We start from the raw sequence: 13,823 nt of genomic DNA, 5'->3' as shown, positions 1-13,823 counted from the left end.
CACCTCCTGCCCTCGTTCGACGTTGAACGGAGGATCCTGCGACGACAGCGACGAACTACTTCGTCGCGCCGATGGTTGCGAGGCTCGGGTGGTAGACGTACGCGAACGAGGTGGTGAGTCCACCCAGTCCCTCGCGTACGAACGACACCTCGCGCGGGTTCGCGACCGGGATGAGCGGCACCTCAGGTGTGAAGATCGCCTGCGCCTCCGCGAAGGTCTCGGCGCGTTCCGGCTCGTCGAAGGTCTCGGCCGACTTCGCGACCAGGTCGGTGACCGTGGGGTTCTCGTAGCCGAGAAGGTTGAACCGCCCCTCGGGCACCACGACGCGCCGGGCGTAGAAGAGGTAGTCGGGAACGGCGGACCAGCCAGTGTTCATGATCAGGTCGATGCCCTCGCGCGCGGCCGGATCCGTGAAGTAGGCGACGTTCTCGGCTGGCTGGATGGGCTTGATCGTCAGGGTGATGCCGACCTTCTTCATCGACTCCTGCAGCAGGGCCGAGGTGAGACGCATCTGCTCGTGGCCGGCGATGATCGCCAACGTCAGCTCAGACGGCGGGTTGTCCATCGAGTCGATGAGCTTCTTGGCTCCGTCGATGTCGACCTTCTCCGGCTTGTCCAGGTCGTCGAGCGCAGCCTGCAGCGTCTCCGCGCCGTCGCCCCAGAGGAGCTCCGGGGTGAAGGTGTACATCGGCTCGGCCGTGCCGTGGTAGATCTGGTCGGCGACAGCGGTGCGATCGACGAGCAGGTTGACCGCCTGGCGTAGCTTCACGTCGTCCATCGCCCCGGCATTGGGGTAGATCTGCAGCATCTGCGGTGACGGTCCTTGGTAGACCTCACCGGTCTTGCGCAGCGACGCGATGGAGCCTGGCGGCACGTCGTACGAGCCGTCGAGGCTGCCGGACTCGAGGCCCTGGACGAGCGAAGACGCCTCGGTGATGAACTTGAGGTTCACCGTCTTGGCGTGCGGCGTGAACTCGTCGTTCCAGTAGTGGGGGTTGGCTGCCAGGGTCATCCCGCTCCCGGACTGCCAGCTCGCGATCGAGTACGGTCCCGTGCACATGAGCCCGCCCGCAGCCGTGCCGTACGAGGTGCCCGCCTTCTCGACGTAGGCCTTCTCACTGACCAGACCGGCGGTGATCGCCATCGCCTTGACGAAGAGGGAGTCGGGCGCGTTGAACGTGACGACGATCTTGTCGTCGCCCTGAGCGGTGACGGCCTTCACGTTGCCGTACACGCTGCCAGCCCACGTTGAGGCGAGCTCGGGGTCGAGGTTGCGCGCCAAGCTGTACTGGACGTCCTCGACGGTCATCGGCTTGCCGTCGGAGAACTTGACGTCCTGACGGATCGTGAACGTGAGAGTCAGCTTGTCGTCGGAGTACTCCCACGACTCCGCCAGGGCGGGGCTGATGGTGTAGTCGTCGTTGAGCCGGAGCAGCGGTTCGCAGACGTTCGCCTTGATGAGGTTCGCGCTGCTGTCGCCGCCTGCCGCGGGGTCGACGCTCGGCGGCTCGCCGAACGGCACGCCCCAGTTGAGCTCGTCGATGGCGCCGTCGGCTGCGGGCGCGCTGGTGACGACCTCCGCGTCGCGCTCGGAGCTCGCATCCGACGAGGAGGAGCCACTGCACGCTGCGAGACTTGCCGTGACAACAGCGGCGACGGCGACGGAGACCACGCGGGTGAGTGTCCGGGCAAAGGGATTTCGGGTCATGGGTCCTCCAGGAGGCGATCAGGCCATGAGGGGAGCGGGGCGGTCGGCGTTGACCGGTGGGCACATGCTGCCCAGTGATCCGGGCCACGTTCGTTGGACGATCTGCACAACAGTTCATCGCTCTGTGCACATCAACCCGGGGCGGGGCGCACAACTGAGAGTGCGGTCTCATAAGATGGCGGCATGGATCTCCCCACCGTCCAGCACCTGTGCGCGGCGATCCCCGATGTCTTAAGGCCGTTGCCCGCTCAGAGTGCGCCGGACCTCCCTGTGAGTGCGGTCCACGTAAGCGACCTCGCTGACCCCACTCCGTACCTGAGCGGCGGCGAGCTGATGCTCACGACGGGCCTGTCGCTCCCTCGCAACGAAGCCGGGATCACCGAGTACGTCTCGCGCCTCGCCGGGTCGGAGATATCGGCACTCGGACTTGGTCTCGGTCCGAGCCTCCAAGGTGTCCCGCTGGTCCTCCGTGAGGCGTGCGAGCGCTTTCGGCTGACGCTGCTGGTCGTCCCTCCGGAGGGCGCCTTCCTCGACGTGACAAAGTCCTACTGGAAGCTGCGCACCGAAGCCGAGCGCCGCGATCTCGGAGAAGCGGTGGTTGCCCACAGCGAGCTGGTCAAGGCCGCGTTCTCCGGTGATCCGGTCTCGGCGACGCTTCGCTCGCTGGCCTATGCGATGCGCGGGTGGGCCGCCATGCTCGGCCCGTCCGGCGAGGTGGAGCACGTTCATCCCGCTGGTCGGCTGCAGGATGCTGCCGACGTGGCGGCCGAGCTTCGAGCGTCGTCTCGACGTGCGTCGACCGCGCCGCTCACGATGGAACGAACGACAGGCTCGTCGATCGGTTATCCGATCACGCTCGGCCAGCGTGTTGCCGGGCATCTGCTCATCGGGACCGAGAACCGCCTCTCCGGCACGCAGCACCGGGTCGGTCTCGCGGCCGCGTCGCTGCTCACGCTCGGCGCGTTGCGGCGAGACCAGGACCAGGCCAGAACCCATGGTCACGCTCAAGCCGTGGCGATGCTCGTCGACATGCGCCTGGCCGACGCTGCCGCACGGCTTGCTTCGCGACTCGACATCGCGCTCGGACACGAGCTGCGCATCGTCGTCATCGCCACGTCTGCCCCTGTTGCCGTCGATCAGGTCGTCAGTGAGTGGTGTCCTGCCGCGATCGCAGGGTGGCACGACCCTGAGGCGTTGTGGTTCCTTGCGCCGAGCGAGAAGCCTGACCCTGCGGAGCTCGGTGCGGCTCTGTTGGAGGTGGACCCAGCAGCCTCGTCGGTCGTCTCCGAACCGGTTCCGCTCGAGCGGGTCCACGACGTCCGTGTCGGGCTGCAGCGTCTGCTCGCCGGCCTTCCCGAAGCAAGCACCGTCGTCATGGAGAAGCGGTCACTTCGCACGTCCGGCCTCGACCTCGCGCTCCGCCGACTGAGGGACTACGGTCGTGCGGACCTGACTGGAGCGGTCGTCGCCTACCTGCGCAACTGGGGTCAGTGGGAGCCTGCGTCCCGCGAGCTCGGTGTCCACCGGAACACGCTGCGCCATCGGATGTCGCGAGTGCGTTCGTTGCTCGGCGTGGACCTCGATGATCCCGACGTCGCCGCAGAGCTCTGGCTCCTGCTGCGTCACAACGGGCTCGCGTAGGCGGCCGAAGAGAACTGCGCGGCTCGGCCGACGAGCGAGCAGTCAGGCGGTGGCCCAGGGTTCGACGCCGCTTCGGTTCACCGATGCGAGGCGGCGGCCGATGGCGTGCTGGGCGCGCGTGTAGACGTCGTCGTCGTTGCTCAGCAACGAGTCGAGGTTCGCGCCGTCGAGGAATGAGTTCAGCTCGAAGGCGAGCTGGGCTGGCGACTCAGCGCCGTCCAGCTCGCCCCGCCCCTGCGCTTCGGTCAACGCGTGCTCGATCAGCTCGAGCCATTCGTGGCGGGCCGCAGCGAGCGCGTCGTGGACGTCACCGGGGCGGCCGGCGAACTCGTAGCTCGTCTTGGCGAAGAAGCATCCGCCCGGGAAGACGCGTTCTCTGGAGTAGTCGAGCCAGGCGCTCATGAGGGCCCAGACCTGTCCGATCCCAGGCGGTGACTCGAGCGCGGGGGTGACGACCGTGTCGACGTAGATGCGCTTGGCGGCGCGGATCGTCGACAGCTGGAGCTCCTCCTTGGCACCGAACAGCGCGAAGAGGCCGCTCTTGCTGATCGAGAGCTCCGTCGCGAGGCGTCCGATCGAGAGCCCTTCGAGGCCTTCGACGGAGGCGACGTCGACGGCGCGACGAAGCACCGTACGCCGGGTCGCGTTGCCGCGGCGTACTCGTCCGTCGGGGTGGTCGTCCAATGTCGGCTCGCTCTTCATGTCTCCCAGAACTTATCGCACGACCGTGCCTCAAACAACTGGTACGATCGTTCGTATTGTATTCGCCAGAGGGGGAGACATGACCACCACGATCGAGGCGGCGGCGAGCGGGACGCCACAGCCCTTCACCACACGGCTTGCCGGGCACGCCCTCAACGGGCTCGCAAGAGCTTCGTCCCGCACGGCGGCTCGTGCCGCGTTCGAGCTGTGGCGCCGGCCGCTGGTCAGGGGCCCGGTCCGAGAGGACGAGCGCGACGCTCACGAATCAGCGAGGCAGTCAGACCTGCCGTGGCGTGGTCGGCGCATCCGCGTGTACGAGTGGGGTGACGGGCCTCGGCCCGTCCTCCTGATCCATGGTTGGAGGTCACGCGCCTCGCGGTTCGCCCCGATGATCGTTCGCTTGCTCGAGGAGGGCTTCAGCCCGGTCTCGTACGACGCACTCGGCCACGGTGCGACCCGTGGGAAAGCCGGCACGATCCTGGATCACGAGGCGATCATCCGGGCGGTGGGGGAACGAAGTGGCCCGTTCGAGGGTGTGGTCGCCCACTCCCTCGGAGCGCCGATCGCCTTCCATGCCATCCGCAACGGGATGAGTGCTCCGCGCGTCGTCGTCGTCAACGGAGTCGGCGACTTCGGATATCTCGTCGACGCCTTCTGCTCCGCCCTGAGGCTTGGCCCTGACGTCAACGCACACCTGCGAGGGACGATCGAGCGGAGGCTCTTCGACGGCGCGTCTGACATCTGGGAGCGCTTCTCGGTCGGGGATGGGCCTGCCGACGAGCTGCTGGTGGTCCAGGAGAGGTTCGACCAGGTCGTGCACGCGAGCCAGGCTGACGTGATCACTGCTGCCCACGGCTCGCGAGGTCGAAGACACGAGACGGTGGGCCTGGGGCACAGTGCGCTGCTGAACGACCCCGGTGTGCTCGACGTCGTCATGGAGTTCCTGGCCGACAGGGCGCGGTCATGACCGTCCTTGCGGGACCGGGTCCGAGGCGGACCGGCGCGGGCGAGTCACGGATTCGTCGTGGCTCCGCCGACGACCTCGAGGCGATGGAGAGGTTCCTCGCCGAGCTGTCGCCAGAGTCTCTGTACCTGCGATTCCTGACCGGGATGAGCAGCGGATCCTTGCCCGGGCTGGCCAAGCACCTGCTCACACCGAGCGCGCTCGGCGGCTCGCTCCTCGCAGTTCGTGGTGACGTCGTCATCGGGCACGCGATGTGGGCGCCGATTCCGGACACCCACTCGGCAGCAGGTGTCGCGGCAACGGTCGAGATCGCCGTCGTGGTCGCCGACGCCAGCCAAGGACACGGCGTCGGTTCGCGCCTCGTCGACGAGCTCGCCGTGTGCGTGGCGCGCCTGGGCACGCAGAACGTCCAAGCCGTGATCAGCGCCGAGAACCACGTCGTACGGCGCATGATCACCAGCCGGGTGGGCGACGCCCACTACGTCCGCGACGGCCTTCTCCTCACCATCACCGCCGGGGTCGGGGCGATCGCCGTCACACAGCCGGCGTATGGAGCGGCGTGACGCGCGATCGTCCCGCGAGCCTCAGGCGAGCGCCTTGGCCTTCAGCGTCTCGTACTCGTTCTGGTCGATGGCGCCGGAGTCGAGGAGCGCCTTGGCGCTCGCGATCTGGTCTGCCGACGACGTCGGGGTGCTGGCGACCTGCTTGATGTAGTCGGCCTGGGCGGCTTGCAGCTCCGCTGCCTTGGCCATCTGGCGTTCCGTCATGCTCCGGCCGCGTGCGATGAGGTAGATCAGGGCACCGAGCCAGGGCACGAAGATAAGGAGGACTGCCCATCCGGCCTTAGCCCAGCCGCTGAGGGTGTGGTCGCCGAACAGGTCGAAGAGGCACCGGAACCACACCATGAGTGCTGCGATCCAGATGAAGAACCAGAAGGACCAGAGGAGGACTTCTCCGAAGTCGTTGGTGATGGCATCCATGGCGAGCCTCATCTCGTGAGTTTCGGTCCTTGTGGACCGGTAGCCGCAGTGTGGCAGAGCCGGGTGGGCCCGACCAGCCGCAACGCGGATGCGTCGCCGTTCACCGCTCCGGCGGTTCACCCGCCGAGGGTGAGGCGGCCGCACAGACAGGGCACTAACGTCACATCTGGCTGGGCGCTCCTAGCCGCAGTTACCGGCGTCGATCGGGCGTGTCGGTCCAGTGGGAAGGCAACCCCCATGGCCGTACCAGACAGCGGAGCGACGCAGCCGGGCCTGAGTGTCGGGCCCACGAGCGAGTTCAGCCTGTTCTTCCGGGTCAAGGACGGGCAGGCGTCGTCCCTGCGAGATGCACTGCTGAGCTTGCAGGACACACCCGGGTATCGACCGGGTGACTACGGCATGGCGATCCAGACGATCCACGAGGCACGGTTCGTGCTGTTCGACGACGACACGCGCCTCGCGTTCGTGACCAGCTTCGACGGGCCGTGGGACGCGTACATGGAGGACTTCTTCACCTCGGGGCCGACACTGGCTCTCTTCGACGTGATCTTTCGTCACGTGGAGGGGTACGACGGGCTGCCGGACGTCGCAGCTGTGCGTGCGTTCGTCCTCGGTGCTGAACAGACGGCTGCGGCATATGCCCGCAACTACGGCGGCACGGTCAAGGAGATACGGAAGGCGCAGCGCGTGAACCGGGCGTTCCAGCAGGTTCTCGACCACCCGCAGGCCGCCGAGCTCCTTCAACATCCAGCGATGCAGCCGTTGCTGGACGAGGCTGCCGACTAGCGCGGCGAGACCAGGAGCTGTCATGTCTGACCACATCTCCGGGCCGCGGGCCCTCTCCGACCCGATCGCGGACATCACGGACGTGTACGCATTCCCGAGCCCGGAGGTGCCAGGGCGACTCGTCCTCGTCCTCAACACGCTGCCGATGGCCAAGCCGTCCGACCTCTTCTCCGCGGGCCTCCTGTATCGGTTCCGGCTGAGGGCACTCAGGCCGGGGAGCGAAACGTCCGGCTGGGACTTCGTCCCGGAGGATGACGAGCTGGTCCTCGACTGCGTCTTCGACTCTCCGGAGCACGTGTCCGACCCCAACACCGGCGAGCCGGGTCACGAGCAGCACGGCACATGCGTGGCACCCAGTGGCGAACAGGTCTCCTTTCGGGTCAACGCCGAGGAGGGCGGGACCGGACAAGGAGTGCGGATCTTCGCCGGCGTCCGGTGGGACCCGTTCATCATGGATGCCCGGGCGGCCTTGGCCACGATCGCGACGCGAAAGCTTGCCTTCACAGATCACGGCACGATCTTCTTGGACGGCAAGAACGTACTCAGCATCGTCATCGAGATCGACACCGAGATGCTGCCTGGATGGACGCTCGTGGGCGTCGTCGCCGAGACACTCACGCGCGGCGAGTTCAACGTCAGGATCGAACGGGTGGGTCGCCCGGAGGTCAAGAACATGATGCTCGCGCCGAGGGACTTCGACCCGGTCAACCGGGACCTCGAGATCCGCGACCTCTACAACATGGACGACGCGTTCCACCTCGGAGACTCCTACTCCGGTGCCTATCGAGCGCGGCTCGACGCGAACCTCGCGTTCTGGGACGGCCTGGACGGCAAGGCCGACTGGCATCAGGGCGAGAACGGCAGCCATCCGCTGACAGACCTGGTCCTCGCCGACTACCTGGTCGTGGACGTCACGAAGCCGTACGTGGAGCAGGGCTCGTTCCTCGAGATCGAGCTGGCCGCGCGGCACGGTGAGCCGAACGCGACCTGCGGCGGCCGGACGCTGAACGACGACGTCATGGACACGCTCTTCACCCAGCTCGTCAATGCCGGCCACGGCCCCACGATCAGCGACGGGGTCGACGCTGCCACGCGGCCGGGCACGACGAGCTTCCCGTACCTGGCGCTGCCGAACCCGAACCCGCCCGAGCCTCCCGAGCACCACTGATCATGGAACGGCGGTGAGTGGTTTGGAGGTCACGCCGGGCGTATCGCTGGAGCTTGACGACATCCAGGCAGGGGCCCTGTACGAGCGTCCCTCTCCGTACGTCGGCACGTACCTGCTGCTGTGCATCCGTGACCGCGAGGACGGACGTGAGCTGGTACGGAGGCTGCACCGGATCGTCAGCTCCGCCGGTGTTGTCGATGCGGCAGGCGACACGTCGCTGACGGTCGCGTTCACCTACCACGGGCTCGAGGCGCTCGGCGTCCCGGCGGCCTCCTTGGAGAGCTTCGCGCCGGAGTTCCGGCAAGGGATGGCGGCCCGCGCCGAGCTCCTCGGGGACATTGGTGAAAGCGGTCCCGACCACTGGGAGGAACCCTTCGGAGCCGCCGACGTCCACGTCGCCATCGCTGTGCTCTCGTCCGACGAGTCACGGCTCCGAGCCGCCGCGGAGAAGGCGCGCGCAGCCCAGGTAGAGCTCCCCGGGATCGAGCTTGTCTGGCGTCAGGACTGCTATCAGCTGGCGACGGGGCGTACGTCGTTCGGTTTCAAGGACGGCATTGGCCAACCCGCCGTCGAGGGAAGTGGTCGGGCGCCGACGAATCCCCGAGAGCGACCCCTCAAGGCAGGCGAGATCATCCTGGGGTACCCGGACGAGACAGGAGAGCTGCCGCCCATGCCGGCCCCGGACGTACTGGGTCGCAACGGCACCTACGTGGTGATCCGCAAGCTGCACACCAAGGTGGCGGCCTACCGGACGTACCTTCGTTCCAGATCGGCGAACGCGACGGAAGAGGATCTCCTCGGCGCGAAGGTCGTCGGCCGCTGGCAGAGCGGTGCCCCGCTGGCACTCACCCCTGACCGAGACGATCCGGAGCTCGGCAGGGACCCTCAGCGCAACAACGACTTCGGCTTTGCCGACGACCCGCGCGGCTTCAAGTGTCCCGTGGGTGCGCACGCGCGTAGGGCCAATCCTCGAGATGCGCTGGATCACGAAGGCAGCGTCGACGTCCGGCTCCATCGGATGATCCGACGCGGGACGAGCTACGGACCGATGCTCCCCGACGGTGTGCTGGACGATGACGGGATCGACCGCGGGATCATCTTCGTCTTTGCCGGCGCCCACATCAGACGACAGTTCGAGTTCGTGAAGACCCAGTGGCTCAACGACGGCATCTTCATCGGCGCTCCGCTGGAGTCCGACCCGCTCGTCGGACCTCACGACGACTCCAGCAGTTTCACGATCCCGCAACGACCGATCCGTCGTCGGCTCCAGGACCTGCCGCCGTTCGTCGTCACCCGCGGCGGAGAGTACTGCTTCGCCCCGAGTCTGAGCGCCTTGCGCTGGCTCGCCGAGCTGGACACCTGAATGGCGTCACCACAGAGAGGCAGCATCATGAGCTCATCCGGCACCGACCGCTGGGCAGCGCTCGACTTCAGCCTTCCCGCTCCCGACGTCGAGGAGACGGAGCCGCCCGTGCTCCTGGACTACGTCTCCGACGGCCGCATCGCCCGGATCACCCTCAACCGGCCGCACGCCGACAACGCGATCACCACCGAGATGGGTGCCTTGTTGACCGAGGTGGTCGAGGAGATCGCGGTTCAGACGTCCGTCCGGGTCGTCATCCTCACAGGAACTGGCGACCGTGCCTTCTCCGTGGGAAGCGATCTGCGGCAGCGCAAAGCCATGACCAAGGAGGACTGGCTGCGGCAGCGTCAAGCATTCGACCGAACCCTGTACACGGTCCGAGAGCTCCGCAAGCCGATCTTCGCCACCGTCAACGGCATCGCGTACGGCGGGGGATGCGAGCTGGCTCAGAGCACCGACTTCATCATCGCCTCGTCCAACGCGGTTTTCGGGCAGCCTGAAGCCATGCTCGGCTTGGCCGCCGGAGGCGGCTCACCGGCGCTGCTGCCCCGGCTCCTGCCCCGTGGCAAGGCGCTTCAGATGCTGATGACCGGCGACCCGATCCCGGCGGAGGAGGCGTACCGGCTGGGGATGGTCAACGAGATCCATGCACCTGGCGATCTGGCCTCCGCGGCATTGCGGATCGCCGAGAAGATCGCCGGCAACTCGCCGACGGCCGTCCAGGCGGTGAAGCGCGCGGTGCACCTGGGCGAGGGACAGCCGATCGAACAGGCGATCGCGATCATGATGGACGCGCACTGGCGCTCCGCGGTCCACCCCGATCGCGTCGAGGGCATCGGTGCCTTCAACGACGGCCGCGAACCGACCTTCGACGACTCCGACTTCTGATGACTCGTCCTGCAACGCCGTGCCCAGGAGGCTGACACCATGACCGTGGATGAAGAACTCGAAGCGGCACGCGCCGCGCTGGTGATGATCAATCCCGCGCCCTACAACGCCGAGGCCCCGCCCGCTGCGCTCGCCGGTGAGACCACTCCCACGGAGCTCCACTATGTCCGCAGCAACTTCGCGGTGCCCGAGCACGACGGGATCTTGGAGATCGGCGGCGCGGTCGGCACGCGGATCACTCTGACCGTCGACGACCTCCGTGCCATGCCCGCCCACGACCACACGGTCACCCTCGAGTGCGCCGGAAACGGCCGTCTCGAGATGCGGCCGCTGCCGACCGGAGAACCGTGGGGTGACTTCGCAGTCTCCACGGCGACGTGGAGAGGTGCACTCCTCCACGAAGTCCTGGCGAAGGTCGAGCCCGCAGCCGAAGGAGTCGAGGTTCTTGCGGTAGGGGCTGACCACGGCCCTTACCACCTCCAGGCGATCCTGCCCGAGACCGATCAGGACAACCTGACCTTCACCCGGTCGCTGCCCATCGCACAGGCCACCGATCCGTCCGCGGGAATCCTCATCGCCTACGAGATGAACGGCCAGCCGCTGGGTCGCGACCACGGCGCTCCGTTCCGGCTTGTCGTCCCCCACTGGTACGCCGTCGCTTCGGTGAAGTGGCTCAAGCGGATCGATGTCCTCGTCGAGCCCTACAGCGGTGAGTTCCAGACCGGTCACTACATGTACCAGTGGCCCGACAGACCTCACGAACCTGTCTCCCTGATGCGCGTGCGTTCGCGGATCACCGACCCGACACCCGGGTCGACCATCGATGTCGGGACCTGCACGGTCAGGGGCAAGGCATGGTCGGGCGCCGGCCCGATCGCCCGTGTGGAGGTCAGCCTGACGGGAGAGGGCGACTGGCACCCTGCCGAGCTCGAACCGGCCCGCAGCGACTATCAGTGGCAGGACTGGACCTTCACCTGGGAGTCGATCAACATCGGCCGCCACACCTTGCGAGCCCGAGCGACCGACGCCGCCGGCAACGTACAACCCGACGTCCCGCCGTGGAACCGCCTCGGCTACGGCAACAACGCCATCGAAGTCATCTACGTCGACCGCGTATAACCACCACAGGAGACGACATGGACCTGTTCGAGACAGACACGACCCTCCGACTGCGGCGGGAGGAAGCCGCCGCGCGACTCCACGCCTTCGCCGACGCCCTCGGTCGGAACAACGCCGTCGAGTTCGAGCACAAGGGGCGTCGCATCACCATGCACGTGCCCGAGGAGGTCGACCTCAAGGTCGAGGTCGAGATCAGCGACGACGAGCACGAGGTGGAGATCGAGCTCTCCTGGTGAGCCCGCAGGGCGCCCGTTCACCCGCTACGGGTGATCCAGCAGACCCTCTCTCGCTGCGATGGTGTGAAGAGCAGCGTCGATCACGAGTGGGGAATGCATGTCGGTCTCGGGGGCTACAGGTAGTGGGCTGACGCCCGAGCAGATGCGGGAGGCGATCGACGGACTCTCGTCCGCGGACACGATCGACTCGCCGTTCGGGTCCTTGCAGTTCTTCGACGGAGTGCCGCGTCCGGACACCGTGTCCACCGTCTACGACGCTCTCGATCTCATGCGCGGCATCGAGGTGTTCCTGAACGCCGTCCCCGGCGCCTCCTTGGTCGCGATGCGTCGTGGCTTGCAGTCAGCCGGCATCACGTCGCCGCAGGTCATCGGCTTCACCGATCCGCGAGCGAACTCTCGGAGCCTGTTCCTGACCCCGAACACCGAGACCACCTACGGGACCACGTTCCTCGACCTCAGAGCGTGGGGTCCGACCGTGATCGAGGCGCCACCGCAGTCGCTGTGCGTGGTCGACGACTTCTGGTTCCGCTACGTCGCCGACATGGGCATCGCGGGTCCCGACGGCGGACAGGGCGGCAAGTACCTGTTCCTCCCGCCCGGTCACGAGGGCGAGGTCCCTGACGGCTACTTCACCTACCACTGCCCGACGTACTCCAACTGGGTGGTGCTCCGGGCGCTCGGTGGCGTCCCGGAGATCAAGCAGACCAGGATCTATCCGCTCGCTGAGGCAGCGGCACCGGAGGCGAACGAGTTCGTCAACCTCGCCGAGCAGGTCTTCAACACCGTGCACAGCAACGACTTCTCCTTCTTCGAGGAGGTCGACGAGCTCCTCCAGGAGGAGCCGACCGATGCCCTCGACGCAGAGCGTGCCGGGCAGCTCGCGGCCATCGGTCTGGTCGCTGGCCAGCCCTTCACGCCGGACGAGAGGATGCGCGGCATTCTCACCCGAGCGGCCGAGATCGGTGCCGGGATCGCACGCACGGTCGCCTTCGAGTCCCGCGACCCCGAGGCGGTCCTGTACGGGTCCTGGAAGGTGGGATTCGTCGGAGGCAGCCACGAGTTCCTCCGCAACGGGGCGCGGCTGCTGGACGCCCGTACGCAGTTCCACTACCTGGCCACCGTCGTGACCCCTGCGATGGCTCACGCCCAGGTCGGTGCTGGGTCGGCCTACGCCTACACGATCCACGACAGCCGCGGAGATCTCCTCGACGGGGCGCGGACGTACCGGCTGCACGTCGACCCGGACGTCCCTGCGAAGAACTTCTGGGCGGTCGACCTCTACGACACGCAGACGCGGTCACTTCTCCAGGTGCCCTCGACGATCTGGCCGGCTCTGGCGAGCAACACGGGCACTCTCCGATCCAACGCCGACGGTTCCCACGACCTGTACTTCGGCCCCGTGGCCCCTGAGGGCCAGGAGACGAACTGGGTTGAGACCATCCCGGGCAAGTCGTGGTTCCAGCTCTTCCGTATCTATGGCCCGCTCGAACCATGGTTCGACCAGACCTGGCGACTCAACGAGTTCGAGCCCCTCGACTGACTGCAGTTTCCAACTGGGACGCAGGCATGTGGTCCCCGATGCCCTCGCCGGGACAGCTGCCGCGGTGACCACGCCCGGCGTTCAGGCTGCGAGCTTCGCCGTCAGGTCGCCCTGCCGTCGGACGCCGGGATCCTGGCGGGCCGAGCTCCTCTCGACGACGAATCCGAACGGCGTCAGCAGCGCACCGAGCGCTTCCGCGGACCAGTAGTACGCGGTCGTCACCGCGTGGTCGAACGCTGCGCCGGGTTCGCCGTCGAAGAATCCGAGCAGGACGGATCCGCCGGGAGCCAGGACGCGGGCGAACTCGCCGATGATCGTAGGAACCGCCGCAGGCGGGGTGTGGATGATCGAGTACCAGGACAGGATGCCGTCGACAGAGCCAGACCCCATCGGCAGCGCGGCGAGGTCGCCTCGCGAGAAGGCTGGGTGCGAGAAGTTCCGTCGCGCCGCGGAGATGAAGCGAGCAGACGCATCGACCCCCATCACGGTGCGCGTGCCGTCCTGGGACAGCAGCTCGGTCCAGTGACCTGGGCCGCACCCGGCGTCGAGGATCCTCCCATCGATGCCGGCCTGCCACCGTTCGATCGTCGCTCGATCCTGACGCGCCATCTGGTCAACCGTTCCGAGCAGCTCGGTGTACTCGTCGGCGCGTTCGTCGTACGCAGCGCCGACATCCACCGTGGTCACGGCAAGAGACTACCCTCGCCGCCCTTGCCAGCGGCCGGACC

At 67.2% G+C, this 13,823-nt stretch carries 14 protein-coding genes; 10 read left to right on the top strand and 4 right to left on the bottom strand.

What is annotated here, in order from left to right; translation table 11 throughout:
* Positions 1-55: 55 nt before the first annotated feature.
* Positions 56-1,672: an ABC transporter substrate-binding protein gene (locus tag AB3M34_RS16075; protein WP_370615411.1), complete on the bottom strand. Its 1,617-nt coding sequence runs from the start codon at positions 1,670-1,672 to the stop codon at positions 56-58.
* A gap of 219 nt (positions 1,673-1,891) precedes the next feature.
* Between AB3M34_RS16075 and AB3M34_RS16070 the strand changes: the two genes are divergently transcribed.
* The gene (locus AB3M34_RS16070) at positions 1,892-3,349 is read left to right on the top strand and encodes a PucR family transcriptional regulator (RefSeq protein ID WP_370615409.1); all 1,458 of its coding nucleotides are present in this window, start codon (positions 1,892-1,894) and stop codon (positions 3,347-3,349) included.
* Positions 3,350-3,391: 42 nt separating this feature from the next.
* Here AB3M34_RS16070 and AB3M34_RS16065 read toward each other — a convergent pair whose 3' ends face one another.
* Complete coding sequence (locus AB3M34_RS16065; RefSeq protein WP_370615407.1) at positions 3,392-4,051, bottom strand: TetR/AcrR family transcriptional regulator; 660 nt, start codon at positions 4,049-4,051, stop codon at positions 3,392-3,394.
* On the opposite strand from AB3M34_RS16065, the gene AB3M34_RS16060 reads away from it, so the two are divergent.
* Positions 4,050-5,018: an alpha/beta hydrolase gene (locus AB3M34_RS16060; RefSeq protein ID WP_370615405.1), complete on the top strand. Its 969-nt coding sequence runs from the start codon at positions 4,050-4,052 to the stop codon at positions 5,016-5,018. The two genes, AB3M34_RS16065 and AB3M34_RS16060, sit on opposite strands and share 2 nt — an antisense overlap.
* Complete coding sequence (locus tag AB3M34_RS16055) at positions 5,015-5,578, top strand: GNAT family N-acetyltransferase (RefSeq protein WP_370615403.1); 564 nt, start codon at positions 5,015-5,017, stop codon at positions 5,576-5,578. Before AB3M34_RS16060 ends, AB3M34_RS16055 begins: the two co-directional genes overlap by 4 nt.
* A gap of 21 nt (positions 5,579-5,599) precedes the next feature.
* On the opposite strand, the gene AB3M34_RS16050 is transcribed toward AB3M34_RS16055, so the two are convergent.
* The gene (locus AB3M34_RS16050) at positions 5,600-6,007 is read right to left on the bottom strand and encodes an SHOCT domain-containing protein (protein ID WP_370615402.1); all 408 of its coding nucleotides are present in this window, start codon (positions 6,005-6,007) and stop codon (positions 5,600-5,602) included.
* A gap of 225 nt (positions 6,008-6,232) precedes the next feature.
* Here AB3M34_RS16050 and AB3M34_RS16045 point away from each other — a divergent pair, with 225 nt between their 5' ends.
* From AB3M34_RS16045 to AB3M34_RS16015, 7 genes are all read left to right on the top strand, one after another.
* Positions 6,233-6,781 (top strand): hypothetical protein, encoded by a 549-nt coding sequence (locus AB3M34_RS16045; protein WP_370615400.1) that lies wholly within the window; start codon positions 6,233-6,235, stop codon positions 6,779-6,781.
* 22 nt (positions 6,782-6,803) lie between these two features.
* Complete coding sequence (locus AB3M34_RS16040; RefSeq protein WP_370615399.1) at positions 6,804-7,949, top strand: DUF4331 family protein; 1,146 nt, start codon at positions 6,804-6,806, stop codon at positions 7,947-7,949.
* A 13-nt stretch (positions 7,950-7,962) separates the two neighbouring features.
* Complete coding sequence (locus tag AB3M34_RS16035; protein WP_370615397.1) at positions 7,963-9,312, top strand: Dyp-type peroxidase; 1,350 nt, start codon at positions 7,963-7,965, stop codon at positions 9,310-9,312.
* A 27-nt stretch (positions 9,313-9,339) separates the two neighbouring features.
* Entirely contained in the window at positions 9,340-10,200 is an 861-nt protein-coding gene (locus AB3M34_RS16030) for an enoyl-CoA hydratase/isomerase family protein (RefSeq protein ID WP_370615396.1), read from the top strand.
* Between the two features lie 39 nt (positions 10,201-10,239).
* Positions 10,240-11,319, top strand: a complete 1,080-nt coding sequence (locus tag AB3M34_RS16025) for a sulfite oxidase (RefSeq protein WP_370615395.1) — start codon at positions 10,240-10,242, stop codon at positions 11,317-11,319.
* 17 nt (positions 11,320-11,336) lie between these two features.
* Positions 11,337-11,555: an amphi-Trp domain-containing protein gene (locus tag AB3M34_RS16020; RefSeq protein WP_370615393.1), complete on the top strand. Its 219-nt coding sequence runs from the start codon at positions 11,337-11,339 to the stop codon at positions 11,553-11,555.
* A gap of 97 nt (positions 11,556-11,652) precedes the next feature.
* Entirely contained in the window at positions 11,653-13,095 is a 1,443-nt protein-coding gene (locus tag AB3M34_RS16015) for a DUF1254 domain-containing protein (protein WP_370615391.1), read from the top strand.
* 81 nt (positions 13,096-13,176) lie between these two features.
* Here AB3M34_RS16015 and AB3M34_RS16010 read toward each other — a convergent pair whose 3' ends face one another.
* On the bottom strand, positions 13,177-13,782 hold the full coding sequence (locus AB3M34_RS16010) for a class I SAM-dependent DNA methyltransferase (RefSeq protein WP_370615389.1): 606 nt from the start codon (positions 13,780-13,782) through the stop codon (positions 13,177-13,179).
* Between the last annotated feature and the right edge of the window lie 41 nt (positions 13,783-13,823).

The sequence above is a fragment of the Mumia sp. Pv4-285 genome, assembly GCF_041320275.1.
Taxonomy (GTDB): domain Bacteria; phylum Actinomycetota; class Actinomycetes; order Propionibacteriales; family Nocardioidaceae; genus Mumia; species Mumia qirimensis.
The sequence above is the reverse complement of the archived record's forward strand: the minus strand, read 5'-3'. Positions and strand labels throughout refer to the sequence as shown.